At 59.2% G+C, this 26,179-nt stretch carries 26 protein-coding genes; 9 read left to right on the top strand and 17 right to left on the bottom strand.

Translation table 11 applies throughout. From position 1 onward, the window contains the following. Nucleotides 1-108 precede the first annotated feature (108 nt). Entirely contained in the window at nucleotides 109-1,350 is a 1,242-nt protein-coding gene (locus O9H32_RS29325; RefSeq protein ID WP_269869654.1) for a glycosyltransferase, read from the bottom strand. Nucleotides 1,351-1,526: 176 nt separating this feature from the next. Here O9H32_RS29325 and yyaC point away from each other — a divergent pair, with 176 nt between their 5' ends. Together yyaC and O9H32_RS29315 are read left to right on the top strand one after the other, a co-directional pair. Next, a complete protein-coding gene (yyaC, locus tag O9H32_RS29320; RefSeq protein ID WP_269869653.1) occupies nucleotides 1,527-2,084 on the top strand; it encodes a spore protease YyaC in 558 nt (185 codons plus the stop codon). Further along, on the top strand, nucleotides 2,084-3,889 hold the full coding sequence (locus O9H32_RS29315) for an ABC transporter ATP-binding protein (RefSeq protein WP_269869652.1): 1,806 nt from the start codon (nucleotides 2,084-2,086) through the stop codon (nucleotides 3,887-3,889). Before yyaC ends, O9H32_RS29315 begins: the two co-directional genes overlap by 1 nt. Nucleotides 3,890-4,042: 153 nt before the next feature. Here the strand turns inward: O9H32_RS29315 and sugE are convergent, their stop codons facing one another. Both sugE and O9H32_RS29305 read right to left on the bottom strand, forming a co-directional pair. Next, nucleotides 4,043-4,357, bottom strand: a complete 315-nt coding sequence (gene sugE / locus O9H32_RS29310) for a quaternary ammonium compound efflux SMR transporter SugE (protein ID WP_269869651.1) — start codon at nucleotides 4,355-4,357, stop codon at nucleotides 4,043-4,045. A gap of 5 nt (nucleotides 4,358-4,362) precedes the next feature. Further along, nucleotides 4,363-4,950: a TetR/AcrR family transcriptional regulator gene (locus O9H32_RS29305; protein ID WP_269869650.1), complete on the bottom strand. Its 588-nt coding sequence runs from the start codon at nucleotides 4,948-4,950 to the stop codon at nucleotides 4,363-4,365. Between the two features lie 368 nt (nucleotides 4,951-5,318). Between O9H32_RS29305 and O9H32_RS29300 the strand changes: the two genes are divergently transcribed. Then, nucleotides 5,319-5,609, top strand: a complete 291-nt coding sequence (locus tag O9H32_RS29300; protein WP_269869649.1) for a hypothetical protein — start codon at nucleotides 5,319-5,321, stop codon at nucleotides 5,607-5,609. 283 nt (nucleotides 5,610-5,892) lie between these two features. Here the strand turns inward: O9H32_RS29300 and O9H32_RS29295 are convergent, their stop codons facing one another. Beyond that, nucleotides 5,893-6,660: a sulfite exporter TauE/SafE family protein gene (locus O9H32_RS29295; protein ID WP_269869648.1), complete on the bottom strand. Its 768-nt coding sequence runs from the start codon at nucleotides 6,658-6,660 to the stop codon at nucleotides 5,893-5,895. 236 nt (nucleotides 6,661-6,896) lie between these two features. Here O9H32_RS29295 and O9H32_RS29290 point away from each other — a divergent pair, with 236 nt between their 5' ends. The 3 genes from O9H32_RS29290 (at nucleotide 6,897) to O9H32_RS29280 (ending at nucleotide 8,873) form a co-directional block, all read left to right on the top strand. Beyond that, entirely contained in the window at nucleotides 6,897-7,280 is a 384-nt protein-coding gene (locus O9H32_RS29290) for a VOC family protein (RefSeq protein WP_269869647.1), read from the top strand. 163 nt (nucleotides 7,281-7,443) lie between these two features. Further along, the gene (locus O9H32_RS29285) at nucleotides 7,444-8,067 is read left to right on the top strand and encodes a DUF3298 and DUF4163 domain-containing protein (RefSeq protein ID WP_269869646.1); all 624 of its coding nucleotides are present in this window, start codon (nucleotides 7,444-7,446) and stop codon (nucleotides 8,065-8,067) included. A 134-nt stretch (nucleotides 8,068-8,201) separates the two neighbouring features. Continuing rightward, a complete protein-coding gene (locus O9H32_RS29280; RefSeq protein ID WP_269869645.1) occupies nucleotides 8,202-8,873 on the top strand; it encodes an NAD(P)H-binding protein in 672 nt (223 codons plus the stop codon). 149 nt (nucleotides 8,874-9,022) lie between these two features. Here O9H32_RS29280 and O9H32_RS29275 read toward each other — a convergent pair whose 3' ends face one another. From O9H32_RS29275 to O9H32_RS29220, 12 genes are all read right to left on the bottom strand, one after another. Beyond that, complete coding sequence (locus O9H32_RS29275; protein ID WP_269869644.1) at nucleotides 9,023-11,287, bottom strand: cellulose biosynthesis cyclic di-GMP-binding regulatory protein BcsB; 2,265 nt, start codon at nucleotides 11,285-11,287, stop codon at nucleotides 9,023-9,025. Between the two features lie 36 nt (nucleotides 11,288-11,323). Further along, nucleotides 11,324-12,595, bottom strand: a complete 1,272-nt coding sequence (locus O9H32_RS29270) for a glycosyltransferase family 2 protein (RefSeq protein WP_269869643.1) — start codon at nucleotides 12,593-12,595, stop codon at nucleotides 11,324-11,326. Then, the gene (locus O9H32_RS29265) at nucleotides 12,588-14,390 is read right to left on the bottom strand and encodes a polysaccharide deacetylase family protein (protein ID WP_269869642.1); all 1,803 of its coding nucleotides are present in this window, start codon (nucleotides 14,388-14,390) and stop codon (nucleotides 12,588-12,590) included. The genes O9H32_RS29270 and O9H32_RS29265 overlap by 8 nt, the downstream gene beginning before the upstream one ends. Next, a complete protein-coding gene (locus tag O9H32_RS29260) occupies nucleotides 14,356-15,210 on the bottom strand; it encodes a GGDEF domain-containing protein (RefSeq protein WP_269869641.1) in 855 nt (284 codons plus the stop codon). Before O9H32_RS29260 ends, O9H32_RS29265 begins: the two co-directional genes overlap by 35 nt. Further along, nucleotides 15,191-16,330 (bottom strand): glycosyl hydrolase family 8, encoded by a 1,140-nt coding sequence (locus tag O9H32_RS29255; protein ID WP_269869640.1) that lies wholly within the window; start codon nucleotides 16,328-16,330, stop codon nucleotides 15,191-15,193. Before O9H32_RS29255 ends, O9H32_RS29260 begins: the two co-directional genes overlap by 20 nt. A 310-nt stretch (nucleotides 16,331-16,640) precedes the next feature. Beyond that, complete coding sequence (locus O9H32_RS29250; protein ID WP_269869639.1) at nucleotides 16,641-16,955, bottom strand: dehydrogenase; 315 nt, start codon at nucleotides 16,953-16,955, stop codon at nucleotides 16,641-16,643. Nucleotides 16,956-17,120: 165 nt separating this feature from the next. After that, nucleotides 17,121-18,245: a GerAB/ArcD/ProY family transporter gene (locus O9H32_RS29245; protein ID WP_269869638.1), complete on the bottom strand. Its 1,125-nt coding sequence runs from the start codon at nucleotides 18,243-18,245 to the stop codon at nucleotides 17,121-17,123. A gap of 16 nt (nucleotides 18,246-18,261) precedes the next feature. Next, complete coding sequence (locus O9H32_RS29240; RefSeq protein ID WP_269869637.1) at nucleotides 18,262-19,365, bottom strand: GerAB/ArcD/ProY family transporter; 1,104 nt, start codon at nucleotides 19,363-19,365, stop codon at nucleotides 18,262-18,264. After that, a complete protein-coding gene (locus tag O9H32_RS29235; RefSeq protein ID WP_269869636.1) occupies nucleotides 19,362-19,613 on the bottom strand; it encodes a hypothetical protein in 252 nt (83 codons plus the stop codon). The genes O9H32_RS29240 and O9H32_RS29235 overlap by 4 nt, the downstream gene beginning before the upstream one ends. 2 nt (nucleotides 19,614-19,615) lie before the next feature. Then, nucleotides 19,616-20,821, bottom strand: coding sequence for a Ger(x)C family spore germination protein (locus O9H32_RS29230; RefSeq protein WP_269869635.1), 1,206 nt, complete (start codon nucleotides 20,819-20,821; stop codon nucleotides 19,616-19,618). A gap of 93 nt (nucleotides 20,822-20,914) precedes the next feature. Beyond that, nucleotides 20,915-22,489 carry a spore germination protein gene (locus tag O9H32_RS29225; protein WP_406627412.1) on the bottom strand — a complete coding sequence of 525 codons (1,575 nt, stop codon included), beginning with the start codon at nucleotides 22,487-22,489 and terminating at the stop codon, nucleotides 20,915-20,917. Between the two features lie 155 nt (nucleotides 22,490-22,644). After that, nucleotides 22,645-23,052, bottom strand: coding sequence for an HPP family protein (locus tag O9H32_RS29220; protein WP_269869668.1), 408 nt, complete (start codon nucleotides 23,050-23,052; stop codon nucleotides 22,645-22,647). Between O9H32_RS29220 and O9H32_RS29215 the strand changes: the two genes are divergently transcribed. From O9H32_RS29215 to O9H32_RS29205, 3 genes are all read left to right on the top strand, one after another. Further along, the gene (locus O9H32_RS29215) at nucleotides 23,003-23,359 is read left to right on the top strand and encodes a hypothetical protein (protein WP_269869669.1); all 357 of its coding nucleotides are present in this window, start codon (nucleotides 23,003-23,005) and stop codon (nucleotides 23,357-23,359) included. The two genes, O9H32_RS29220 and O9H32_RS29215, sit on opposite strands and share 50 nt — an antisense overlap. Before the next feature lie 43 nt (nucleotides 23,360-23,402). After that, nucleotides 23,403-24,296: a LysR family transcriptional regulator gene (locus O9H32_RS29210; protein WP_269869633.1), complete on the top strand. Its 894-nt coding sequence runs from the start codon at nucleotides 23,403-23,405 to the stop codon at nucleotides 24,294-24,296. 142 nt (nucleotides 24,297-24,438) lie between these two features. Then, on the top strand, nucleotides 24,439-25,065 hold the full coding sequence (locus O9H32_RS29205; protein ID WP_269869632.1) for a DedA family protein: 627 nt from the start codon (nucleotides 24,439-24,441) through the stop codon (nucleotides 25,063-25,065). Between the two features lie 319 nt (nucleotides 25,066-25,384). Here O9H32_RS29205 and O9H32_RS29200 read toward each other — a convergent pair whose 3' ends face one another. Next, nucleotides 25,385-25,873: a ferritin-like domain-containing protein gene (locus O9H32_RS29200; protein WP_269869631.1), complete on the bottom strand. Its 489-nt coding sequence runs from the start codon at nucleotides 25,871-25,873 to the stop codon at nucleotides 25,385-25,387. Between the last annotated feature and the right edge of the window lie 306 nt (nucleotides 25,874-26,179).

Raw genomic sequence — 26,179 nt, 5'->3', positions numbered from 1 at the left:
CCCAAACTGAAATTCATCATCGATCTCTCCTTTGTTCGTGAGAATCTGAATCTATTGTAGCTCAGGAGGGAGGGCGGGCGGTGTTAAGGTTTCATGAAAAAACCTCAGTCAGTCCTCTTCCTGCATCCGCCTCAGCTCCTGTAGCGAATAGAACGTGCCTCTCCAATAGATGCCTCCCTGCTTCAGGGTCAACCATACCGACCGGACGACGACATAGCATAAGAGTCCGGTCATCGCGGGCAGCAGCAGCGCCGTCCAGCCCGGCTTGCCGGTCAGAGAGCGGAGCAGCAGCAGATACACGGCAGCCATGGTAACGACGGCCAGAGCACAGATGGATGCCGTACCGCCAGGAAGCAGCATGCCGAGTACGGGGAACAGGAACAGCCCCAGCTGACCGAGCACGGCCAATACGGCGATGCCAGTCCGGTATCCGAAGCCCGAGAAGAGGTTCTTCTCGAGGCCTTCGACGGCGCCCCGCAGGCTCTTGTACCACTCCACAGCGATGTGGTCGTGGCCCGAGGCGAGGCGCTGGCGCAGCCGGGCCTGCTTGACGAGGCGGCCAAGCTGCAGATCGTCGTCCGGCCGCATGGCGATAGCGCGGTGGGTGCCGATCTTCTCGTACCCGTAGCGTGTCAGGAGGTTGAAGGCGCCGATGCCCATGCCCTGCTTGAACTGAAAGTCATCGTTGGCCCGCCAGGGGCGCAGGAACAAGCAGAGCGTGAAGAAAAAGTAATCGACGAAGGCCCTCAGCCAGATTCCCTTCACCGGCATGTCCGGGGACAGGGTGAGGTGGTCGGCCTGCTCTTCCTGCAGATAACGGACGCTGTCGGCCACCGTATTCGGATGGAACCTCACGTCAGCATCGGTGAAGAGGAGCAGCTTGCCCCTCGCCTGCAGGTACCCTTGATAGAGCGCATGGTTCTTGCCGAGCCAGCCCTGCGGCAGCGTCGTGATGTGAATGACGCGCAGCGGGACGGTAATGTCCGATTTGCTCTCGGACCACCGGCGGAGCTCGTCCAGCTTGCGGCCCGTCGCATCGCGGGACCGGTCATTAACCGCAATGATCTCCAGCCGCGGGTAATTCTGGCTGAGCAGATGCCGCACGGTGTCGGCGATCGACGACTCCTCCTCCTTGGCTGCGATAATGACAGAGACCAGCGGGGCTTCCGAAGCGGCGGCGCGGCGGAGCGCCGGATCGGGTGAAGCGGTTAAGTTTTCTTGTGGATTTATTCGTGTATTACCCTCCGATAGGGGCAGGGTAAACATCCATTTTTTGGCTCGCAGGGTATCCCAGAGCAGCACCAGCCAATAGCCGAGAGCGGCGAGGGCCCACAGCAGGAAGAATCGCATCCGGCAGCCTCCTTTCGCCCTCATCCAGGGCAGCGTGCAGGGGTACGTCATGTTTTTCGAATTATAGCATGCCCGCGGATCCGGTTCCAAATCTTGAAAGAGTCACCCAGCGTGCAGTATGCTACAATGAGAGAATTCGGGCGTAGAATGAACAATGAGCTTAGGGGGAGACGATCATGACGGGAGAGCAGGCGAGGCCCCTGTTCCGCAAAAAAATACGCGCCGCCGAACTTCCGGAATTTCTGCGGATGATTCGAAGCGACGGCGTCGCGGCGGACGAGCTGCTGTTCCTGTGCATCGGTACAGACCGGTCCACGGGGGATGCCCTCGGGCCGCTGGTCGGCACGATGCTGGAAGAGTCCGGTTTCCGGGCGGTCATCGGCACGCTGGCGCATCCGTTCGATGCGAGCAACATGAGGGAGAGGCTCGCGGAGATTCCGCCCGGGCGCAAGGTCATCGCTATCGACGCGTGTCTCGGGCAATCCGCATCGCTTGGCTGGTATCAGGTGTCGAACCGCCCGATCGAGCCGGGCAAGTCGGTAGGCAAGCAGCTCCCCCATGTCGGGGATTATTCGATAGCGGCTATTGTGAATGTGGATGCCGGACAAAAGTATGCGATTCTGCAAAGCACTTCCTTACATAGGGTGATGAACATGGCCAAGGAAATTACGGCGGGTATTATCGGCGTCTTCCAGCCGGGACCCCCGCCCGTCCGCCGCGGGGAGGAAGTCTGATGCGGCAGGGAGGGACCGTCGGCGAAGGCGGGCCGATGCACCGGGTCCAGAGCCGCGGGAGGGCGGGGCTCGAGGATGTGTCGACCGCGCGCATCTACCGGCTCTTCCGGGGGTACCGCTGGCAGCTGGCGGCGATCCTCCTGCTGGCGCTCTTCGGAGCGGTGCTCGGGTTGATTCCGCCGCTTGTGATGAAGGAGATTATCGATGATGCCCTGCCGGGCGGCGACCGCCGGCTGCTCGTGCTGCTCACGGCCATGATGGTGGTGCTGCCGGTGATCAGCGGGCTGCTCGGCGTATGGCAGAATCACCAGAATACCAAAGTCGGCCAGGGCGTCATGCGCGACCTGCGGCAGTCCTTGTTCGGCAACCTGCAGAGGCAGGCAATGAGCTTCTTCACCGACGCCAAGTCGGGGGAGATCATCCAGCGGCTCACCGGGGACATCCAGGCGGTGCAGAATGTCGTGACGACCCTGGTCGTCTCGGCGGTGACCCAGTCGGTGATCGTGATCACGACCGTGGGCATTCTCTTTGCGCTGGATTGGCAGCTTGCGATTCTGTCGGTTGCCGTCCTGCCGTTGTTCCTGCTCCCGGTGCGCAAAGTCTCCTCCGTGCGCAAGAAGCTGCGCGGGGAAGCGCAGCGGGTGAGGGGGGACATGTCGGCCCGCCTCGGCGAAATCTTTGGCGTCTCCGGAGCCATGCTGACCCGCATCTTCCAAGGGGAGCGGCGGCAGCAGGAGCAGTTCACGGCGCTCAACGAGAAAGTGATGGAGCTCGAGCTGCGGCTCAATCTCGTCGGCCGCTGGTACGGCATGGTGATCGGGGTGCTCGGTCCACTCGGAACCGCACTGATCTATCTGTACGGGGGCTGGAAGGTCATCGATGGTTCGATGACGATCGGCAGCATCGTGGCCTTCGCCGCGTACCTCGGGCGCTTGTACGGGCCTGTGGGGACGCTGCTTAATTTGCGCGTCGAGGTGGGGACGGCGCTCGGCGTATTCCAGCGCCTCTTCGAGTACGAAGACCTGATCCCTGAGGTCGAGGAGGTACAGGGCGCCAAGGCGCTGCCTCCGGCCCGGGGGCATATCGCCTACCGCGGCGTCTCTTACGCTTACCAGCCGGGGCAGTATGCGCTGCGGGGGATTTCGTTCGAGGCCGCCCCGGGCGAGGTGGTGGCCATCGTCGGGCCGAGCGGCGCCGGCAAGTCGACGCTCATCGGCATGCTGGCTCGCCTGTATGATCCGACGGAAGGCGAAGTGGCGGTCGACGGGTATGACATCCGCGGTGTCACCTTGGAGAGCCTGCGTTCCCAGGTGGCCTTCGTTACGCAGGAATCGTTCCTGTTCCACGCCAGCGTCCGCGACAACCTGCTCTTCGCCCGCCCGGATGCTTCGCAGGAGGAGATCGAGGAGGCCTGCCGCCAGGCTTACATCCACGAAGTGGTCGCCTCGCTGCCGGCCGGGTACGACACGGAAGTCGGCGAACGCGGGCACCGGCTGTCGGGCGGGGAGCGGCAGCGTCTGGCCATTGCCAGGGCAATTCTGAAGAATCCCCGCATCCTGATCCTCGACGAGGCGACGAGCCATCTGGACTCTGCTTCCGAGGCTTACGTGCAGGCGGCACTCGACGACCTGATGCGCGGCCGCACGACGCTCGTCATCGCCCACAGGCTGTCGACCATCCTGTCGGCCGACCGCATCGTCGTACTCGAGAACGGCAGGGTGGCGGAGACCGGGCGGCACGGGGAGCTGCTCGAGCGGCAGGGCTTGTACGCCAGGCTGTTCCACACGCAGTTTGCGAAGGCGTGAGCCGCAGGGCTGCCCCTGCGGGCATCCGCCTCGCTTCGCTTTCACCGAACGCCAAATAACGGAACGCTGGTCCCGGAGACAGGCTGCATGCCTGGCTTTCTCCAAGGGCGGGTTCCGTTTTTTGTATGCAGCTTGTCCTCCGGACGCCAATACTCAAGCCGTCGCTTTCAAGCCCACGATGCCGACGACGATCGCCAGCACGAAGCTGATCCGCAGCAGGTCGCGGGGTTCGCCGAGGAACATCATGCCGACGATGACCGTACCGACCGCCCCGATGCCGGTCCAGATCGCGTAGGCGGTACCGATCGGCAGGGTCCTCAGCGCCAGCGACAAGAAGTAGAAGGAGACGATCATGCCCCCTGCGGTAATCAGGCTCGGCCATAGACGCGACCAGCCGTTCGAGTATTTGAGGCCGAATGCCCACACGATTTCCATCAAGCCTGCGATAACCAAGTAGACCCATGCCATGCTGCTCACTCCTTTGGGGTAGAGATGCCTTTCCAGTAGATACGCCAGACGGCGTCCAGCCGCTGCTCGTATTCGCCGGGCTGATAATAGTACTGCTGAAGGAACGAGCCGTCGAGCAAGCAATAGAAGGAAGCCACGAGATCCTCCGGGGCTTCCCTGCGCACGAGCCCCTCTTCCATGCCCTGCTTGAAGAGCCGCACCAGCAGATCGTGCATCTCCCCTTCGGCGGCGGAGAATCGTTCGCGGAGCGTCTCCTGCAGGGAGAGGGGAGGGAAGAGCATCGTCCGTTTGAGGAACGTCATCCCCTCGTCGCTGAGCAAGTACGTACGGGAGGCATCCCGGAGCACCGTGAACAGCTGATCTTCGACGGTCAGGCCGCCGAGGCGTTCCATCAGCGCACGCATGCGGAGCGTATGCTCCAGCAGGCAGTCGTCGAATACGGCGAGGAAGAGGTCGTCTTTGCTTTTAAAATGGGAATAAATCGACGGGGTCTTAATCCCGGTCTCTTTGGCGATCCCCGAGAGAGGCACGGCATCATAGCCTCCGGCCGCGAACAGGCGCAGGGCCGCCTGCTTCAAGGATGTTACACTCACATTATCGCTTCCTTCCGCCAAGCTAACTAACGATAGTTAGTTTATTCTCTTGCCCTATTATAATCCTGACACGGGCGGTTGGCAATACTCTACGCCGTGGCAGGCCCTATTCTCCAATTTTTGGTATTGCCTTCTCGGCCCTACACGATGGCTTCTCTACTGCCGATAATGAAAAGATGCCAAAGAAAAAGCAGGATTCCCGTAATATAAGCTCGGCAGATGAGCCTGAAGCCGGGAAGAGCGTTCCTCTCAGAAGCTTGGGTATCTGCGGCATAGAAAGTTTCAGCAGTGAATATAATGGGTATTACTCTTTTATGGAAACTGCCCTTACAATCTTAGAATGGACCAACAGAAAGGAGCGCATGCATATGCGTCAGATCAATCACGTTAACCTTACCGATACGAACGGCAAAATTTATTGCTGTCTCCGTAATAAAATAGTATCCCTCGATGAGAGCCAAAAACAAAACTTCTGCGGCGGCTGCAAAATGTTCGCCGGTGATGCCGGAGGCCGCGGGGTGGAGTGCGTCTGGGACGATGCGCGTCCGGTAAGCAATCCCCATACGGTGAATAATCCGTTCACCGAGATGCTCAGCAATCAGGCCCGGCGCGTGAACCTTACGGACCATCTGTCCACCGTCGTCGTGTTCGGCGCTTAATACCGAAGACGGTTCCTCCACGGAACCGGCAGCCGGGAATGGCGGGACTCCGCCGCCGCCGTTCTTGTCTCCTGCCTTCAGCCGGACAAGCTGTGTATGCCGGTATGTTACACCCCTTATGCCTCCCCTCCGGAGAGGGGACGGACCTCCTGCCGCATCCGCGGCCAAGCATCGATCCCTGAGAGTCTGCCTTACAAGTGCCTGCCCCTAAAATGAATGTATCCTACTGCCCTTGATGTCTTGGATATCTTTGGTTGGAGTATCTTTGGATCATCCGAGTAAACTACCAGCCTGCCAGATCCCAAAGCTGTTTGCCGATGAGTATGCCTGTCACGATGACGAATAATGGTTTGACATACGTCGAGCCCTTCCGGATGGCGAGCTGAGACCCGACCAGAGCGCCCGCAATCATGGACAAGCCCATGGGAATGCCGTAGCCCCAGTGTACGGAGTCGAGGAGGATGAAGGCGAGAAGACTCGCGATGTTGCTTGCGAAGTTGAGCACTTTGGCATTGGCGCTTGCGCCGACAAAGTTGAATCCGAAGAGCAGGAAGACGAAGAGCAGGAACGATCCGGTTCCCGGACCGAAGAATCCGTCATAGAAGCCGATGAGCAGAGCGGCGAGCCCGATGACGATGCGGCGCCCTCCCGTCCACTGTATCTGCACCCCGCTTCCGTCCCAATTCTTCTTGAACAAGGTATACACGAGCACGGCAATCAGCATGACGACGACCAGCGGCCTCATAAAAGACGAGGGTATGAGGTGAACGCAGTACGTGCCGAGTGCCGAGCCGGCGAAGGAGAGCGGGAACAGCAGCAGAACAAGCCGCCCGCTGACCTTGCCCGAGGCGAGGAAGGAAGCTGTGCTCGTCAGGGAGGAGAGGGTGCCTCCAAGTTTATTGGTTCCAAGCACCATGCTCGGAGGCAGGCCTGTCAGCATCAGGGCGGGCACGGCGATCAGTCCTCCGCCGCCCACGACCGAATCGATGAACGAAGCCACGAATCCGGCGGCAATGAGGAAGATGAGCATGTCGGTAGTAGGCCATTCCATGTGTAGTTCTCCTTTGGTTCTTATTCGGAAAAGCACCGGGATGCAGCTCTCTGCCCCTAAGGGCGAGAGCCCATTCCAGTATAGACCCAGGGGATTCTCCGGGCAACTCCGCCCGATGCAACGTCACAGCGTTACTGCGGCGTTGCATTATTGCGCCCTGGCGTGATATGTTCTAGCCGTAGTCCTTTGTTCTTAAGGAGATTCATGATTCGATACATGAAAGGTGAGTGGGGCACATGATTCATAAGTTGGAGCATATCGGTATCATGGTGAGCGATATGGACGCTTCCATCCGGTTCTACACGGAAGTGCTGGGGCTCAGGCTCGCCCGCAGAGAGCAGATCGAGAACGGTCCCGAGCTCGGATTTCTTTCCTTCCCGGGATCGGAGCAGGTCGAGATCGAACTGGTCGGCCGCGGTACGGACGGAATGTCTCCGAGCGGCATCGTCAATCATCTGGCCTTCACGGTCAGCGATATTGAGCAGGAGCTCGAACGGCTTCGGGGACTCGGCATCCGTCTGCAGGACGAGCAGCCGAAGGTGATCCTGAACGGGGTGAAGATCGCTTTCTTCGAGGGTCCGGACGGGGAGCGGCTGGAGCTGTTCCAGCCTGCACCGTAAGCAGGGCGTTATCTCGGGAAGCGGTCCGGCTTCCATACGGTTGCTTCAATAAGTTCTGCAAAAGGCTGTCACTCCTGGGCATTCACCCGCATATCGTATCGTAACCGGGCGGCCGTCGCCAAGGTGCCGGCATGCCCCCGACACGCGATAGGGGAGAACAACCATGGAATGCAGCAGCGACTATGACCGGGCTCCGCGGGAGAAGATCTTTACCCGGCGGATGGTCAAGCCCCGGCTCGACATCAAATACCCGCAGGTCACCGGACTCCGCAGCGGATTCGTACAGCAGATGGTCAATCATGCGATCCTCGATGCCGTCTATGATCTGATCCGCATCCAGGGATATGTGCAGGATAAGACGAAGACTATCACCGGCAACTACCATACCAAGCTTCACCGGCACGAGCTGCTCAGCCTGCTCTACGAGAACTACGGGTACGCGGAGAAGGCGGCCCACGGCATCACGTACCAGAGCTCGCAGACGTTCAATCTGGAGGACGGCCGGGTGTACGCCCTCGCCGATCTGTTCAAGCCGGGCAGCGATTACATCGGCCGCTTATCGGCGATCATCGCCCGGGAGTTCAAGGCGAGGGATATACCGATGATCGCGGAATTCAAGTCCATCGCGCCGGACCAGCCGTACTTTTTGACGGACAAAGCGATCGGCATCTATTTTCAGCTCTACGAATATACGCCTTATGTCTATGGGTTCCCGACCTTCGAGATTCCGTTCGCCGAAGTAAAGGATATTCTCGATCCGCAGGGGCCGATAGGCCGCTTGATGTAAAGCAGGCAGGGCGCACAAGCCTTAGGCGCCCAGGGGAATGGGACCGGCAAGGCCTTATCGTAGGGAGGCCGGTCCATCCGCTTCGGACAAGCAGGCAGCTTGGCATGACAATATCTGACGCAGGAGGCGGCAGCATGACAACAAGAGCCATAGTAGCCGGAGCGACGGGACTGGTCGGCCGGGAGCTGATCCGGCAGCTGGCGCAGGACCCCGCTTACGGCGAGGTGATGGCCCTGGTGCGCAGACCGTCGGAATGGGAAGGGGCGCATCCGCTCCAAGTCGTGACGGATTGGAGCGGGCCCAGCCTGGAGTCCGTCCTTGGGGAGGAGCTCCGGAATGCCGATGTGTATTGTGCCTTGGGGTCTACGATGAAGAAGGCCGGCTCGCAGGCAGCGTTCAAGGCCGTGGACCTGGAGTACCCTTTGCGGCTGGGCCGGCTGGCCGCAAAGGGCGGGGCTTCCCGGTTCTTGATCGTCTCCTCGATCGGCGCTGATCCGCAGTCGATGTTCTTCTATAACCGGGTCAAGGGGGAGATGGAAGAAGGGCTCCGGGCGCTGGGCCTGCCCGCGCTGCATCTCTTCCGGCCCTCGCTGCTGCTTGGCAGCCGCGAGGGAGATCACCGTCCGGGGGAGAAGCTCGGGGAAGTCATCGGACGGGCCGCCTCCTTCCTGCTGAAGGGGAAGCTGGCGAGGTACAAGCCGATCTCCGCCGCCGATGTGGCCCGGGGGATGATCCTCGCCGCCCACGGCCAAAGCCCGGGAGTCCGGATCTGGGAATCCGATGAGATCGCCCGGCTGTCCCGTTAGGGAGGTTCGCGCAGGGACGAGCAGGCGGATCAACAGAATTCAGAAGACGCCACCCTCGGGTTAAGAACACCAAATACAGGCTGTTTCCGCTTCTGCCGCAGGGCAGAAAAGGAAACAGCCTGTTTGGGTTAAAGAACAGCGAACTCCGCTTATTTGGGGCGGCGAACCAGGCGGATCAGGATGATGGAACCGATCAGGAACAGAACGCCTACCGCGGCGATGACCCAGATCATGGATGTTTTGACAGGCGCGGTGCCAGCTGGAGTCTTCTCCTGGACGCTGCCCTGCTCCTGCTGGATATCGACGGAGAGCACTTCCTTCGATTGGCTCATCACGACAATCTGGCTCGACTTATTCTCGCCCTTCAGGAACTGGAGCATCGCAGGATCGACGAACGAGGTCTTGGCTTTCCCGCTGCCTTCTGACGCTTGGAACACGGCCAGCGTCTTGTCCTTATCCCAAGGGGAGGCCTGAATCCATGCGGCGTAATCCGTCGTTTCGTTGATGATGTTATAATTTGCCAGGTGGAACTGCGGCTGGTCCGCATTCACGAGCATGCTGTCTTTATGGGCCCCGAGAGCCTCCATTGCGTTCGGGGAGCCAATCACGATAAGGTTGCTGCCTTTCATACGCTGCACCGCATCTGGATCGCCGTCGCGGACGATGTCGATGGCCGCCGGGGTGTCCGACTGCTCTGTCATCGCATGGGTCAGCGCGGCGAGCTGGCTGAGCATCGCCCCGTTCACCGATTTGGGCAGCAGGAAGACGGTGTTCTCCAGCCCTTGATCGCCTACGAACGGGGCCGGCCAGTATTTGAAGCTTGTTTCCTTCCGGATCTCATGCGGAAGGAGCAGCGAGCTTTCGTTGTCGATGAAGATCCAGCGGCCGCTGTTCGGATTGGAGGCGCATGCGCTGTATGCCTCATTGATGTTGGCCGAGAAGTCTACGTTCAGCGTGTTCGCTGCGCCTTCCTTCAAGTAGGGGGCCAGGGGAATCGTCACGAGATAGCTGTCGTCCGTCTTGTCAGCCTTCACAAGTTCGCTCAGCGAGAAGGTTTTCGGGACGTCATTGATGACGACGGTCAGCCCGTTATGCACCATAGGAGCTGCCTTGCCGGCATTCTGGGTATCTTTCTCTTTCTCCTGACTCGCATCGCTCTGAAGCAGGGCCGAGACACGCACTTTCAGTTTTAATTCCGCTTCGCCGGTCAAGCTCCAATGGGAAGGGATGCTGTAAGTGAAGCGGTCGCTTTGCCGTTGTACCGTATTCAATGTGACATCAGAGAAGCCAAGCGATTCGAGCGTCAGTCCTTTGGAGGACTTGACGGTAGTCGCCACCTTCGAGAGCTCCTTCACCAGAAGCTCGTTGCCGGCAAGCTGGTCAACGTACTGCTGGTCCGTCAAGAGAGCGATATGCTCCTTGATGGACTTGTCGTCCGCCGCGGAGAGGAGCAGCACCTGCCGGATATCGCCCTTCTGCTGATCCTGCACCGTGAAGGTATTCAGGCTGACTTCGCCCTTCTGCGGCAGGGCTGTGCTTTGCTTGGCGAGCTGGGCGACCGGTCCGGTCCAGTCGGCCGTGGCCCCAAGCGCCACGACGGGAAGCAGACGGTCTTGGCGCAGCCACTCGGACTCCGTGAGGATCGGCGTGGAACGGTCGGTTGCGGTCTGGCCCGAGAGATAGCCCGCGACCTCCATGGCGGAGGAGATCAGCTCCGAAGACGGATTGTCCGGCAGCAGCACCGCGCCGTACATCTCGTCTTGAATCCCCGCTTCTACGAAAGGAAACGGATAGCTGCCGAGCGTGTCCGACGTCGTCCAGGTCGTGCTCGTATGGATGAATACGGCAGAGGAACGGTTGATCTTCAGCCAGTTGGCCGCATTCTCTTCATCGGTGCAGGCATCGTTCGAGACGGTGCTGTGTTTGGTCAGGGCCACCGAGTGGAAGCCGGGCGTCACATCCTCGCCCGACAGCGGAATGCGGATCATCTGGCGGGAGCTGTTCTCCTTGGTGAGCAGGATGCTCTTCACCGGTTTGCCGTCGACAGAGACCGTCAAGGTCGAGCTCGTCGGTACGAGCAGCTCCGAGTAGCTGATGTCCAGGTCGATGTAGCTGCCTTCGCTTACATCCGCGCGGGGCACGTTATAGAAGAACTGCCGCCCGCCGTCCACCCCGGTGATGGATACGGTATCGTTCGCAAGACGGGACAGATATCCCGGCGTGGAGCTGGAGACATTGGAGCTGAACAAGCCCGGCGTGCCGTTCTTCAAGGCGGTGCTTGCGATGCCGATGACCGTTCCGGCGTTCTGCGCCGCTTCCTCCGCATGAACCGCATGCAGCGGGGAGAAGGCGAGCTGGGCGGCTAAGAGCCCCAGGCTGCACTGGAGGATGACTTTGTGTTTGAGAGATTTCATGTGGACAGAACACCTTTCGGGAACCTGAAGTAGGTATTATGCACTTTCCTGCTTTTTGGCATGCTGGAACCGCTCGGTTTTATACCATTTGGTCTCCTGCTTGAAGAGGATCCGTTTGGCCTCGAGATACAGCGCATAGAGAACAAGGAGGATCCAGAACTGGGAGTAAGTGAAGTACATAAGGGATACGATCAGGAAGTTTTTCATATTAAGCTCGGTCTTCTCGATCCCGAGGGCAATCATGACTTCGGTAATATACAGGAAATAGGCGAGTACCCACAGGATCATGGACACGATGCCCACATTCAGCTGCAGATCGACGAACAGATTCACCACGAACAACAGGTCGGAGATGATGACGCCGAAGAAGAAAAGGAAATACGTGAAGAAAAAGTAGATGAGATCGAAGACGATGCTTTTGCGTTTCAGGGTAAAAATCTTCGCCATGAACTTCATCACGACATATTGGTTGCCGCGGGCCCAGCGCGTACGCTGCTTCCACCAGACCTTCCATGTCTCGGGTTCCTGCTCCCAGGTGATGGCGGCAGGGAAGAAGCGGATATGGTAGCCCATATTGTACACGCGGATCGTCAGCTCCGTATCCTCGGCGAGCGCCTTCTCGTCCCAGCCTCCGAGCTCTTCGATGATGCTGCGGCGGATGGCGAAGTTCGTCCCCGGGATGGTCGATACGCCGAACCAGTTGAAGCGGCCGGCCTGGGCCATCCACTGGAAGCAGATCGTCTCGATATTGATGAAGCGGGTGAGCAGGGTCTGCGCCGCGTTGATGACGCGGAATTTGCCGACCACCGCCCCTGCCTTGGGATCGTTGAGCATGGCGAGCACGAGATAGTAGACGGCTTTGCGCTCGGGCGTATTGTCCGCATCGTATACGACGATGACATCGCCGGTCGAATGTTTGAATCCGTGGTTGAGTGCGCCGGATTTGCCGCCGCCCACCACCGGAGGTCTCAAGTGAACGACCTTCAATTGTGGATAACGGGCCGCGTAACGGTCCGCGATCTCGCCGGTGGCATCCTTCGAATTGTCGTCGATGACGATGATCTCGAGCAGATCCTCCGGATAGTCCAGCTTCAGCATCGCCTTGATGGTCCGTTCGATGACGACTTCTTCGTTATGCGCCGGGATCAGTACACTGACCTTGGGCAGCGGATGGTTGTTCTTCTCCCATTCGGGGATCGGCTTGCGGTAGCGGAGGTAATGCAAGTACCCGCCCTGCATCAAGAACATGTGATAGAGCAGCATGAGCCATATGACGCCCAAGGAAGAATAGAACAGGATATTAGCCATTGGCGCTCCGCTCCTCGAATAGTTGTTTTCGCAGGTTCATCCTCATGCTGAACGTATAGATAGCGAACATCAGAACCATCGCCGTCACAAGAATGGCGATCCCCCACAGTACGAGCTGTACGGGTTCCATGCGCTGTACGGCCGCTGCGGCGGTACCCGCTTCCACGGGCGGGAGACTGTTCTTCACCGTCACATGGCCGGAGGCGTCCGTGGCGATGGCGACGGATTGCGTCTGCACGGCTGCGTTCATCTGCTTGAGATCGAGCCACTTCAGACCGGGGACGCGCTCGATATGGGAAATCATGACCTTAAGCTTGTCCACTCTGAGATATGGGTGGTAGAACATGCCGAGGGTGCCTCCTTGGATCAGGAGCATCCGGTCGATCTTCTTATCGAGATCGGCCTCCGGTGAGAGCGACTCGTTGTCGTAATAGCCGAGCGTCTCAGGAAGGAGCGTCATCCCGTGCAGGTAAGACGGCGAGGTCGGATAAGGCGTGACGCCCATGTGCTCCCAGTCCTCGCCGCTGATCTGCACCTGGCCGAGAATATAGTTGAAGTAGCGGGCGAGAATCTCGTACCCATGGGGGCTCATCGTATAGTGCGGCGCCTCGAAGGCGAGCGGGTACAACCCCAGCTGGGCAAGCTCGTGTATGCCGCTCTCGATCCGGGTCACGATATACGATTCTTCGAATTGTTCCCGTTCCTTCACATATCGGCTGTAGTCCTCCTGCGAGGCGAATTCATGACGCTGCTTGACCGGGATATTGTCGTCCGACGGACCCCAGATCGGGGTGTTGTTCACGACATCCCAGAATTCGAAGCCTTCTCCCGTCTCGGTGGCCCGGTACTGGTGCGTATAACCGTGCAGCGCAATACTGCCGCCGCGCTCCTGCAGATGCTGCAGCACCTCGACCAGCTCCGGGCTGTCCGACAAGTGATACTGCTTCAGAGTCTCGGCATTCGTATAGACCGGGATGACCGCGATCATGAACGGGATCCCCCGGTCGGCCAAGTAGTCGCCCGTCTCCTTCAGAAGGGCGGGATCGGACATCGGATGCACGTCTTCGAGCCGGATATAAGCATTCGGGCTTCCGCCGGCCGGTTTTCCGAAGAATTCGGCCAAGCCTTCCCCCAGGCAGAGGCTGAAGGGGGCATAGAGATTGTCGGATGCGTAATAGGCATCGCCGCCGGAGATCGAGAACAGAGGGAACGACGTGTCGGCTCTCCATCCGAGATACAAGGCTTCCCCCCGCTTCAGTTCGACGTGGGTAATGGGGTAGTTCACATCGAGCAGGTCGAAGACTGGCTTGCCCGTTTTTGGGTCTATCTTTGAGATTTGGTTGATGATCGTCGGCGGCCCGGCGGATAAGAATGAGAAGCGGTCAAGGAGCTGTCCGATGTTCTCGCCGATGGCCAGCGCCGGCCCTCTGAATTCGCGAATGAGCTGTACGGTTTGGGGAGGCAGGGTTTTCTTTACTTTCCCGTAGTACACGAGATGAGTAGCGGCCTGGAAATCTCCGGCGGTTACCGTATCGTCGGATTTGAACGTGATGTTTCGGGTAAACTGACCGAGATACAGATCGAGCAGCCGCACATTCTCCTTCACTGCGCCCCACTCATTGGAGTACACGACGAGGGCACGGATGTCGCTAGTCCCGGCAGAGGACGCGTTCGCGGCCTGTGCCGTTCCAAGGGGCAGCAGTCCTCCGTAGAAGAAGAGCAGCAGCGCGCAGCCGAAGGGCAGCAGCCGGCGGACCCACTTACTGTGTATATTGTTCAAGATCGTGGGATGCATGCTGTATCAACTCCGTATAATCCGTATAGTCGCCGCTGAAGCTCGAAGAACCGAACGCCACCGTGATAGTAACCTCTTTTTTCTCATTGGCGAGTTTGTGGTGCCTCACCAGGTCTTCGATCTTCTTCAGGACATAATGCACATTGTCCTCGCCGGTATTGAAGAGGATGACGGCGAACAGCCCGGCTTCGATCCGGAACTTGCGGTCGCTGATGCGGGTCTGCTTCCATAACACGTCAGACAAGGTCTTGACCAGATGGGCTGCTTCCTTGCCGCCGTAGAGGCGCTCGAATTCATCGAAATACTTCAGCTCGATGAAGAGGAGGGAGAACGGCGTTCCGGTACGGACCGACCGTTTGAATTCCTCTTCCATCTCGAAGTGGAATCTCTTCTTGTTATCGAAACCGGTCATCTCGTCAATGGTGACGAGCTCCTCGAACTTCGCATTCATCACCCGGTTCTCTTCCACCGTGGTGGAAGCCCAGCGGTGCAAGGTGCCGCTGATGAGAGACGAAGCGACAATGGCGATCATCCACACGACCGTGTCCTGGACGGACAAGATCTCCACCGAAGAGACGAACGTCCCCCAGATCAGGACCGTTCCGAGCACGAACAAAGCGGCTAGCGAGATCCCGAGTCCAAGCAGCAGGCCGCCGAACAAGCCGGAGAGCGAGATCGCAAGGGAACCCGCGAACAAGACAGCCGTACCGGCAGGGATCGTCCGGAACCCTGTGGCGTAGAGGCAGAGCCCGATCAGGAACACAATGAAGGCGGTCTGGATGAACACGAACTGGGTGGTTTTATTGGAGAAGCTGCGCATTATAAAGCATCCTTTCTGCGAGCAAAGGAACCAGATTGTCGAAGATGTGCGTGTCGCCCTGCTGGTAGTTCATGTATCCCCCGTAGTATTCGCTCTCCGGCTTCAGCGTCTGGAACCGGATCATGCGGTAGTAGAGATCACGGGCGAGATCGGCTTCTCCGTTCTCAATAGCGAACATGATGGCAAAGCCGTAGACGGCAGGGGACTCGTAAGCGACGACGGGCGCTTTGGATACCCGGTCATACTGTCCGTACAGGGAGCCTTGCTCCCGGAAGGTATTCTTCACGAAACTCCAGAATGCCGATTCTCCATTGCCCAGCTTGATCTGGGACTGCTCGATGAGCAGCTGGTCGATCAAGTTGATCTTATCATGATACGTATACTGGCCGCTCCCGTAATCGTAAGAGAAGGGGTAGAACCCATCCTTTGTCGGGACCGAGAGCAGGAAGTTTTTTGTTTTTTGATATAGGTCTTCCGGCATTTTGCTCTGCTCGTACAGGTTGACGATGGCAAAGGCGTTCAGGTAAGACAAGGTCAGGCCGGTGCTGGTCCATTGCTGCTTATGATCGTAGAAGTCACGGAAGCCCGAATCCACTACCTGTGTGCCGAGCACATTGTCCGTAATCGTATCGGCCATCTTCGTGTACTCGGCGTCTTCCCACTTGCTGCCTCCGAGATACAGCGCATAGGCGATCCGCATGTCGTCGACGAGTGCATTGGTGTTGACGGGGGCGGTTCCTCCGGCCTTCCACTGGATCCAGCCATCGGACTTCATGAACGTCTGCTCGACCGCCTGGGCTGCCTGCTGGAACAGCTCCGGATCGCCTTTCTCCACGGCGTAGAGAAGCCATAGGCCCATGGACTCCGACAGAGCTTCGTGGCCGTAGGCGGTATCCGGCTCGCTGCGGTCGCTCGGCTTCAGATAAGTGCGCAGCGATCCGTCGCTGTTCGTCATATGCGCCCGGATGAACGATTCCCCGGGCAGCATCGGATCGGCTTTGCGGTGGGAGCTGGCGTCGGGCATCAATATCGAGTTCTGCTTCAACGGAATGAGCGTACAGCCGATAAGTAGGATAAGGAGCACAGAGAAACTGAGTAAGCCTTTATTGAGAAACGTCACGTTCATCCTCCCTATGCATTCCTGTCTAAGAGAATTATACAGGTGGGGGGCTTCATCTACAATGGGTACTTTCGACATAATGCGTCATAAAATGATAGGTTTATAGACACAATATAACATTAAATTGAAATAAATTCAAATAATTAGGTTATAAAATGGGTCTAAATAACTAGTACACTTGCTATTTTTCGTTGAAACTACATACGTCTGTTTGGCTTCGGCTGGATTACCCGTCCGCACCCCAAAAAGCTCCTGTCATCCGGCAGTAGATCTATCCCGGAAGACAGGAGCCTTAGGCCATGTCTGAAACTCAGCCTCCGAACGATTCGCGGAAGGCACGTCCGAGCGCCTCGGATTCCACGCTCCATAATTCGGCGATTTCCCCGCAGACATTCTCATCGAACCAGTCCGCAAGCAGCTTGCGGTTGCTGCCATTCTCGGCGATATAAGGCAGATTCAGCAATACCTTCTTATAGTACAGCTCCTCGGCCCGGCTGACCTGCTCGGGCGGGATCCACCCGCCGAGTTTCTTCCGCGCACGGTAGAGCTCGCGGCTGCAGGTGCGGCGGATCTGACGTGCAGAGGGCAGCGGCTGGCTGTGCTTCATTTTGTTGCCCGGATTCAAGGGTCCCCACTCTCCTTCCCATAAGGCATCATATGCGCGTATGGGCCGTGTGGGTACAGGGAAGGGCGGGGCCGCTGCCGGAAGCGTACACGGGGGCTGCCCTGGGGAGGGCAGAGAGTCTCCCGTGTAGACCTTGTCCCTGCTCCCTGCGCTTCCGCCCGATAACTACGGGGCGGTGCGGCGCGGCAGGCGCCTCCGCGGGAATACCTTGATGAGCAGGGCAAGAAGCAGCGGGACGCCGGCCTGCAGGGGAAGGTGCATCTGATAAGGCACTTTCTTGAGCCCGGTTTCAATGTGCTCGGAGAAGCTGGAGCTCATGCCGACGGATGCGGCGAGCAGGAGGAAGCCGACCGCTGCGAGCTGGGCGAGTTTGGCTTTGGGCTGTGTGGTTCCTGTGAGCTCCGACAAGCCGCGCACCCCCGCATAAGTAAAGACGGCGATCTTAAAATAGCCTCCGATGATCAGGGTGCTGAGCGCGACGGGATCGAGGCGCTGGACGACTTCGCCGACTTGGATTTTGCCGAGGACGGCAAGCAGGGGGAACTGCTCGCTTGCCGCGCGGCCCGCACCGAGGACGGCTATGTCGAGGGAGACGACGGCCGTCAGCGTAAGGCCTGCCCCGAGCATGGCCATCAGGAGCGGCTTGGCCGCGGCCCTGCCGCTGCAGAGATGCGGCAGCACCATGGTGAAGGCGACGGTCTCGCCGAAGGGGAAGGTGAACGTCAGCGGGAAGGCCGTCTGCAGGACGGGAGAGAGCCCTTTCTCCAGCACGGGCAGGAAGCGCTGGGGTTCTACGATGCCCGAGGCGAGTATGGCGGGGATCGTAGCCAGCGCCATGAGGCCCACCAGACGCAGAATGATCTCGGCCGCCCGTCCGATAACCTCCATTCCCATCGTAAGGGACCAGCAGACGACGGCGATCATCAGCGCATTCACCGAGAACAGCGGCGTCTGGTCGAGGAGGGTGGTGACGAGTACTTCCCCGAAGTCCCGCAGCACCCGGGCGGCAATGTACAGGAAGTAGGCTACGTACACTCCGCCGATCAATCGGCCCGCAGTCCTGCCGAGCCGGTATTCGAGGATCGCGACGAAGGAGAGGCCTTCGTGCTGGCGGTACAGGTACAGGAACACGGCTGCAAGCAGGAGGCCTGCGCCCATACCGATAAGTATGGCCAGCCAGGCGTCCCGCTCGGCCTGCATCCCCAGGCCGACAATGACGGCGCTGCCGAGCTCGAAGAGGTAGACGAGGCAGAACAGCTGCTTGCCATTCATGTATGAGGTTGCTGCCATGACGGGCCTCCTTCGGTTATGGGCGCGGGCTGCGCGTCGAACGCCGTTTCAGGGTATGTACGAGAAGCAGAAGCAGCGGCAGGAGGAGACCGTACGGCAGGACGCCGACCGCCCAGATTTCTCTAATGGTATTCAAGAAATATACGGAACTTGGGGCCATAATCATGGCGAGCACCCCCACCAGCAGACCGATCGGAAATGTAATCTCCCGGTAGCTCTTCAGCCCGAATACCTGGCAGAGACCGAGCACCGCGGCGTAGAAGCATACCGTGAGTTTAAAGAATAAGGAGATAAACCAGACGCCGCCGACCAGCACCTCGATCCGTTGGATGAAGTTCCCGATATCGACCTTCTGCGCCATCTGGAAGAGCGGATACACCGATCTCTCGGTCGCTTGGGCCCCCAGGACGAGGATCGAGAAGAGGGTGAAGAGCAGGACGATCGTCCCGCCGGTGACCAGGGAGAACCGGAACGCTTTACCGGCATTCTCAGTCCGGCGGAGGTGGGGGAGAATCATAAGGAACACGACGAGATCCAAGTAGGGAATGCCGATCACGGTGATCGCTCCTTTGACTATGGGCGGAAGTCCGTGTTCGTATACAGGCAGCAGATAGTGATAATGAATCTTGGGCGCCAGGAAGAGCAGGAAGAACAGAATGAAGGTCAGGACCCAGGGGAGAAAAATCTCGGAAGCCCGCGCAATGGACTCCAGCCCCCGGCGCACGGAGAAGACCACAAGCAGCAGCATGACGGCATGCACGGCCTGGATCGGCGTTTGGGACAGCGTCAGCGTGGTGATCATCTCGCCGAGCTGTCTCAGCAGCCCGGAGGTCAAGATGAGCACGTAGCCCAGGAACAGCAGGCTTACGGCTTTGCCCGGCATTCTGCCCAGGATAGCCTCGCTGTACTCGACAAGCGTCTGCCTCGGATGGCTGTTTCCCAGCTTGGTGTACAAGGGGATGAACAGGAAGGAGACGAGAGTGCCCGCCGTCACGGCGATCCAGGCATCCTGCTTGGCTTGCGTCGTCAGGAAGGTCGGTATGAGCAGGGTGGAGGAGGAGATGGTGAACATGCACATCAGCGCCGACAGCTGCGATATGGAGATACGCTCTTCGTTCATCCCTGAAGCTCCTTCCATCCGATCAGGATATTCAGCCCGCGGGTCACGGGCTGATAGATTGCGAGCATCCAATCCAGCGGGTTCGGCAGAGGCACCCGGGAGGCATGCAGGATGCCGAGGGTTGTAGCAGCCAGCAGGAGCACCGTGAATGCGAAGAGATCCCGGTGCCGGCGCTCCCGGCGCATACGGGGGATCTCGCGGTATGCAATGAAGGCGGACAAGAGGAAGAGTCCCGCGCTGATGCCCATGATCACGAGCCTCCTTTCAACTTGTCGAGATACGACTTGTTGGTCGTGCCGGTCCGGCGGATCTTTGCCTCCACTTCGATGCGGACCGGAAGCTTCGCGAACTGGGCTTCCCAATCCTCCTTCAGTCCGGCCCACAGCTTCGGGTTCGCTTGATGGATGGTTTCGCCGAATCCGAAGATATCCGCTTTCAGCTTCTTTGCCTTTTTTACGGAAGCCTCCATGATGTCTTTCGTCCGTTTCGCGGCCTCTTGCTCAAGCAGGAGTACGGATTCCTGCTTGCCGAGGTCGATATCGCAATGGACTTCCGTCACATTGCTCTCCGTGAACAAGTGGACCTCGATGACGGGAGATCCGTTCTCTTCCACCGCCTTGACTTTCGACTCGCTGTTGAACAGCTCGACGGACACGTGGCCTTTGCCCCCGCAGCCGATAGTTCCCACCGTATTCTGGACATTTCCCTTAATATAATTGAAGCCCTTGCTCTCCGGTTCGTTCAGCCAGCCGGCCAGCCGGTCCTTGCGGAGCACCGCCAGATTGGCATACTGCAGCAGGGATCCGGGGGTAATGGTGGACAGCCCTTCTTTGGATTTGCCCTTCGACTTGTCCCCCTCGATCATGACGCCGGTCAGCACGGCGCTGTGGCCGGGTTCGACCATGTCCGTGATGAGCTCGTCGAGCTGGACGGTGTGGGTAGGCGCCCAGATCTTCTCGGAGGTTTCGAGCGATTTGCGCAGCTTCTGGGAAGGGATTTTCTCCAAGGGGGTTAGATAGTTCAGGATTTCGCCTGCCTTGGCATTCTTCGATAGCACAACGAAAAAGTCCGAGCGCACCTCGTGGTTGCGGGACAGGTATTCGAGGGATTCGGCGATGCCATCCTTAGCGAGCGTCTCCCCGAGCACCAGGATCTGCAGGTGGGACAGGTAAATCTTCCTCGGCAGGACGGTGGTCATCTTGCGCAGCGCTTCCGCGACGGACTTGTTCTTCGCTTCGTAGGTCGATACTGTGGTACCGGTGCCCCCGCCCTTGCGGGGAGCTACCTCACCGGGGTCGACGATTTGGGCGGTGACCAGATACTGGCCGCTCTCGTCCCAGTCGATCGCGAGGCCCACCGCAATGGCGATATCGTTCAGCTCGCGCCGGTTCCAGCAGCCGGATAATGCGAGCAGGAGGAGAAGGCAGAGGACGGCCCGCAGTATAAGTTGGAACACCTTCACCCCTCCGATCGAAAGTTGCCTTAGGTTATGCATGCGGCGAAGCGCGAGCGGGAAGCCGCCTTATCGGCTGCCGTGCACCGGCGGCGGCTAGTTCTCGGGCTCCATGTCCGGCGTACGGTCGCGGACGGTATCCTGCGCGCCTACGATGCCGGGCCGATGATTCAGCATCCGGTGCGGCAGTCTCAGGATACTGTCCTCCTGATCCTGGGCGTTGAACGGGCCGAACGGGGACATGTAGGGCACACCGAACGACCGCAGCGAACACAGATGGATGACGAGCGCGAGCAGCCCGATCGTGACGCCGAAGAAGCCGAAGGTCGCCGCGAGCAGCATCATGCCGAAGCGCAAGAGACGGACCGAGATCGCCATGTTGAACGATGGGAAGACGAAGTTGGAGATCGCGGTCAGGGAGACGACGATGACCATTGCCGCCGAGACGATCCCAGCTTCTACGGCGGCCTGCCCGATGACGAGGGCCCCTACGATCGATACAGCCTGTCCGATGGCCTTCGGCATCCGTATGCCGGCTTCCCGGAGAATCTCGAAGGCAATCTCCATCATCATTGCCTCCACGAAAGCGGGGAATGGGAGGCCCTCCCGTTGGGAAGCCAGGGAGATCAGGAGCTGGGTGGGCAGCAGGTCTTGATGGAAGGTGGTCACCGAAATATACAAGGATGGGCCGAGCAGCGCGATAAAAAAGCTCAGGTACCGCAGCACGCGCAGGAAGATGGCGATATCGTACCGCTGGTAATAATCCTCCGCCGATTGGAAGAAATGGTCGAACAAGGCGGGCACGAGCAGAACGAACGGCGTGCCGTCCACTATAATAGCCACCCGGCCTTCAAGTATGCCTGCTGAGATCACGTCCGGACGTTCGGAGTTGAACAGCGTCGGGAAGGGGGTCGAGGTTTTGTCCTGGATAAACTCCTCGATATATCCGCCTTCCAGGATGGCGTCCGTGCGGATCCGCCCGAGCCGGGCCCGGACCTCCTGGACGACGGCCTTGTCCGCAAGACCGTCGATGTACATGAGCGCAATATCCGTATGGGTCACGGTGCCGATAGCCTGCTGCTCGCACCGCAGGCGCTCGTCCCGGATTCTTCGGCGGATGAGCGCCGTATTCGTCCGAAGCGTTTCGGTGAAGCTCTCGCGCGGTCCCCGGATCACATTCTGGGAGGCGGGCTCGGCGATCGCCCGGTCTTTCCATCCGGGCGTACCCACGGACAATGCCGTGCTGAGTCCGTCGACGAGCACTACCGTATTCCCGGAGAGCATCTCGCGGTACACGGATAGAAGGTCCCGGATTTCCTTAAGCTCGCCTACCTGGAGAACCGTGCTCTGGATCCGGGCGAGCAGCGCCTCCGGCGTCTCGGGGAGATGCGGATCGGCGGGATGTGCGGCAGAGATGGTCATCAGGGAAGGAAGAATCGACTCGTGAATGATCTGTTTGTCGGCCAGGCCGTCCGTATAGAGCACGGCGGTCCGGACGGACTGCAGGCTGCCGAGGAAGATCTCCCGGATGATGATGTCCTGGCTTCCGGCGAACTGGCTTCGGATTTGCTTGAGGCTCCCTTCGAGCTCCGGAGCCAGAGGGCTGCGCCCTGCCGAAGATGAGGATGGAGCACTATGCTGCCCGGTCTTCCCATGCGTCAAAGTCTCCACCTCCTCGAATAAACACGGCTTGGAAAACAGGGTTCAGCTCAGCATAGTTTTACCGGGATCTCCAAAATTTACTCCACGTGTGAGGATAAAGGGGAGGGGGGCCGGCGCACGGTCCTGGAGCCGCCGTCATGGAGAGTGGCGGGAGCCCCCGGGGATTACCACCAGCGCTGCGGGTAACGCCTTCCCGACGCGCGGTGGAACGCCCAGGCTGCGGCAGTGATCCAGACGGCGCCGAGCAGAGCGGGGGTCCAGAGGAAGCTCCACGAGGCGCCGCCGAGCAGCACGACAAGCGGATCGGCCCCAGCGGGGGGGTGCAGGGTTCGCGTCAGCCCCATAAGGAAGATCGCCAAGGCTACGCCGAGCGCTGCGGTCCAGGGATGCGCCCCTGCCGTCTGCAGCAGCAGGAGGCCGATAGCGGTGGAGAGCAGATGGCCTCCCACGATGCTGCGGGGCTGGGCGAGCGGGCTCTCCGGCAGTGCGAAGGCGAGGACGCAGGAAGCGCCGAATGGCGCCATGAGGAGCGGGAGACCGCTCCAGCCGCCGAGCAGCAGGGAGGCGAGCACGGCGAGGAAGGCGCCTCCCGCCTGCCATGCGAGTCTCAGGACGGCAGGCCGGGAGGAGGGCGGAACCGGAGCCGGAGCCGGGCTGGGAGCAGCTGACGCAGCCGGTGAAGTCTGCAGGCTGGCGGCAGCGGGAGACGAGGGGGGTGAAGAGGCAGGCGGAGAGGCGGCAGCAGATGAAGAGGCGGAGTGGAATGTCATGGCACGGATTTCCTTTCAGAGAGCTGTGATGGGGGCACGGGACTGGGTAGCCCTGCCGGTGATTGTATGCTACCATGAACTTATCGATTTGAATAACGAATGGTATTGATGTCTGGTATTCCAAATTTCGATGGATAAGCGAGGAGACAGCCATGTGGGAACGGCTTGAGGGGAGGGCTCTCCGTACTTTCTTGGCGGTGGTGGAAGAAGGGAACTTCAGCCGTGCGGCAGAGCGGCTGGGTTACGTGCAGTCCACTGTCACGACGCAAGTGCGCCAGCTGGAAGAATCGGCTGGCCGGAGGCTGTTCGACCGGCTTCCCCGGGGTGTGGAACCTACGGAGAGCGGCCGGAAGCTGGCGCTCTATGCCCGGCGATTCCTGGAGCTCGGCGAAGAGCTGGCGGCCGAACTGCAGGAGGAGGGGGAGCCGAAGGGCACTGTATGCCTGCGGGTGCTGGAATCGTTTGCTGCCGGCTACCTCTGGATTCCCCTGCGCAGGTTCATGGAACGCTGCCCCGGCATAGATCTGCGGGTGGAGACCGGATTCCAAGAGGAGACGGTCGAAGCGGTCCGTTCGCGCGAAGCGGAGCTCGGCATTGTGCCCCGCGATCCCGGGCGGGCCGACCTGCGCTTCGATCCGCTTCGCCGTGACGAACTGGTCTGGGCCGCCTCGCCTCCCCTCGCTGCTCTACTGGACGACCGCGGCTACGAGGGCTTGGCCGGCTGCCGGGTGGTCGGCTTCGGACCGCGCTGCCTCTATACGGCAGAGGCCGACGCCCTGCTGGCTGGGCATGGCACGTCCGTGAGGGCCCGGGCGGAGTTCGGTTCCCTCGAGATGATTCGGGAGGCGCTGCGCAGCGGGTGGGGGACGGCTTATATGCCTCGCAGCACCATCGAGGCCGAGCTGGAGCGGGGGGAGCTGGCTGTGGCGGCGGGTCTCGGTACCCGGACTTTGACCCATGGGCTGATCTCCTCCCGCCAGCGGGAGCTGACCCGGGCAGGAGAGAGGCTCCGCTCGTTCCTGCTCGAATGCTTCCCGCCGAGCTGAGTGCATACCGCACCTGAAGAACCCCCGGCCCTTGCGGCACGGGGGTTCTTCAGGTGCGGTATGAGGGCGGATATGTTAGAATAAGTTAGACATAGAGACAAGACTTCGAATATTCGAGTGGAGAGGAAGAGGCTGGGAAATCATGGGTGAGTTGCTGCATGAATTGGTTCAATCGGCGCTTCATTTTATCGAGCAGCTTGGCGTCTGGGGCATCCTGATCGGTCTGATGCTGGAGGTCATCCCGAGCGAAATCGTACTGGCTTTCGGGGGATATCTCGTATACCGGGGAGAAGTGTCCTTGATCGGGGCGATCGTGTTCGGCACGATTGGCTGTCTGTTCCAGCAGATCATCCTGTACTGGATTGGCCGGTATGGAGGCCGTCCGGTGGTCGAGAAGTTCGGCAAATACCTGCATCTGAAGCCGAAGCACCTGGATATCGCGGAGGGCTGGTTCAACAAGTACGGCCCCGGCATGGTATTCCTGGCTAGGTTCGTGCCGGTGCTGCGGCAGGCGATTTCGATTCCGGCCGGTATGGCGCGCATGCCCTTGTGGAAGTTTTTGTTCTACACGATGCTGGGCACGATCCCTTGGGCGGTTCTCTTCGTAGTGCTGGGCCGTTCGCTCGGCGACAATTGGGAGAAGATCGAAGAGGTGGCCGGTCCGTTCACGAAGCCGATCTTAGTTGGCGTCGTCGTCATCACCGTGCTGTACGTGCTCTGGAAGCTCCTCAAGCGCAAAAGCACGCGCAAGAAGGACCTTCGAATCTGAGGTTAATCCTACATAGAAGCAGCCGGCCCGGATGTGGTATCCGGACGAGGCTGCCGGTCCCCGGCAGGATGCCGGAGGGCTGATGATCCCGCAATCCGGAAGGCGGCGGTTCCTGTTGGAGCCGGTGCCTTTTTTGCTGTACGGCGTGCATGGGCGTCTAGGCTGAAAGTCCCGATCGGGGGCTGGCGAACGCCTGCCGTTAGCCAAGAGCAAAGATGTCCGCCGCGAGGTGGAAATTGAAGGAAGCTGGAGGCAAATGCACGAGGCCAATTCGCCGGATGAGTCACCTGTACATGGCAAAACCCAAAGTCGCCAAGGGTTACTCCTGTAAACCCCGATGGTTGCCTAAGTTCCTAATCAACAAGTTATTATATTTTTGCGCATGCTTTTGCTCATCAAGAATTATCCCAAGCACAGTGTCTTTATATATTCCATTGGGGAGTCCAAACCAAATCATCCTGTATTTCTCAACAGCTGACAATTCCCCCTCAAATGCCTTTTGCAAGCCATCGGTATAAGAATTTACATGCTCGGGGATTTCATTGCTGATCCCGGTTACTACATGGCCAGTTAAGTTCTGGTAGATCTGTCGGAACATCTGATTATGTCCTCGCTCGTTATTCCGAATAGAACGAATTACTTCGGCCTGCTCACGATCGGGCGCCATTTTAATAAGTTGATCATAGAACAGCTCGTCATTCCGCTCCCCTTGAACGGATTGCCTGATTAGTTCCAGTGCTTGTTGAGTAGAAGTTGACCATATAGGAAGAAATACCGCTCTATTCCAATAGGGATATACCATAAACATAATGAGCCCTCCTTGTTGAGATAGTTTTCCTAAGCTCAATGTATGCACAATGGCCCATTCGAGTGAAGTGTTTTGCTCTTGTGAACGCCTTGAGCTGCAGAGGAAGCTATTGGGTAGGCTTTGCTGGCATAGTGGACGCCGCGGTCTCAATGTACGGTAAGTCCCTTGGATGCACCAGTACGACCTGTTTCTATAATTTTCGGATTTTCTCTTCTTCAGGCTTCAAGTTTCCGCTGCCCGGAAACAAACCGCATCTTGGAGCGATAGCATGCTAAGAAAGATTTTGGTACAATAAACCATAGTATA

Source organism: Paenibacillus caseinilyticus (genome assembly GCF_027533645.1).
Taxonomy (GTDB): Bacteria; Bacillota; Bacilli; order Paenibacillales; family NBRC-103111; genus Paenibacillus_G; species Paenibacillus_G caseinilyticus.
The sequence above is the reverse complement of the archived record's forward strand: the minus strand, read 5'-3'. Positions and strand labels throughout refer to the sequence as shown.

What these genes read in the sequence shown, in the direction of transcription:
- O9H32_RS29235 (WP_269869636.1), bottom strand. Translation starts at nt 19,613, where the DNA reads ATGGGCATCAGCGCGGGACTCTTCCTCTTGTCCGCCTTCATTGCATAC.
- yyaC (WP_269869653.1), top strand. Translation starts at nt 1,527, where the DNA reads ATGACGGGAGAGCAGGCGAGGCCCCTGTTCCGCAAAAAAATACGCGCC.
- O9H32_RS29285 (WP_269869646.1), top strand. Translation starts at nt 7,444, where the DNA reads ATGGAATGCAGCAGCGACTATGACCGGGCTCCGCGGGAGAAGATCTTT.
- O9H32_RS29240 (WP_269869637.1), bottom strand. Translation starts at nt 19,365, where the DNA reads ATGAACGAAGAGCGTATCTCCATATCGCAGCTGTCGGCGCTGATGTGC.
- O9H32_RS29290 (WP_269869647.1), top strand. Translation starts at nt 6,897, where the DNA reads ATGATTCATAAGTTGGAGCATATCGGTATCATGGTGAGCGATATGGAC.
- O9H32_RS29270 (WP_269869643.1), bottom strand. Translation starts at nt 12,595, where the DNA reads ATGGCTAATATCCTGTTCTATTCTTCCTTGGGCGTCATATGGCTCATG.
- O9H32_RS29210 (WP_269869633.1), top strand. Translation starts at nt 23,403, where the DNA reads ATGTGGGAACGGCTTGAGGGGAGGGCTCTCCGTACTTTCTTGGCGGTG.
- O9H32_RS29265 (WP_269869642.1), bottom strand. Translation starts at nt 14,390, where the DNA reads ATGCATCCCACGATCTTGAACAATATACACAGTAAGTGGGTCCGCCGG.
- O9H32_RS29325 (WP_269869654.1), bottom strand. Translation starts at nt 1,350, where the DNA reads ATGCGATTCTTCCTGCTGTGGGCCCTCGCCGCTCTCGGCTATTGGCTG.
- O9H32_RS29275 (WP_269869644.1), bottom strand. Translation starts at nt 11,287, where the DNA reads ATGAAATCTCTCAAACACAAAGTCATCCTCCAGTGCAGCCTGGGGCTC.
- O9H32_RS29280 (WP_269869645.1), top strand. Translation starts at nt 8,202, where the DNA reads ATGACAACAAGAGCCATAGTAGCCGGAGCGACGGGACTGGTCGGCCGG.
- O9H32_RS29260 (WP_269869641.1), bottom strand. Translation starts at nt 15,210, where the DNA reads ATGCGCAGCTTCTCCAATAAAACCACCCAGTTCGTGTTCATCCAGACC.
- O9H32_RS29215 (WP_269869669.1), top strand. Translation starts at nt 23,003, where the DNA reads ATGAGGAGCGGGAGACCGCTCCAGCCGCCGAGCAGCAGGGAGGCGAGC.
- O9H32_RS29245 (WP_269869638.1), bottom strand. Translation starts at nt 18,245, where the DNA reads ATGGCAGCAACCTCATACATGAATGGCAAGCAGCTGTTCTGCCTCGTC.
- O9H32_RS29205 (WP_269869632.1), top strand. Translation starts at nt 24,439, where the DNA reads ATGGGTGAGTTGCTGCATGAATTGGTTCAATCGGCGCTTCATTTTATC.
- O9H32_RS29300 (WP_269869649.1), top strand. Translation starts at nt 5,319, where the DNA reads ATGCGTCAGATCAATCACGTTAACCTTACCGATACGAACGGCAAAATT.
- O9H32_RS29295 (WP_269869648.1), bottom strand. Translation starts at nt 6,660, where the DNA reads ATGGAATGGCCTACTACCGACATGCTCATCTTCCTCATTGCCGCCGGA.
- sugE (WP_269869651.1), bottom strand. Translation starts at nt 4,357, where the DNA reads ATGGCATGGGTCTACTTGGTTATCGCAGGCTTGATGGAAATCGTGTGG.
- O9H32_RS29315 (WP_269869652.1), top strand. Translation starts at nt 2,084, where the DNA reads ATGCGGCAGGGAGGGACCGTCGGCGAAGGCGGGCCGATGCACCGGGTC.
- O9H32_RS29200 (WP_269869631.1), bottom strand. Translation starts at nt 25,873, where the DNA reads ATGTTTATGGTATATCCCTATTGGAATAGAGCGGTATTTCTTCCTATA.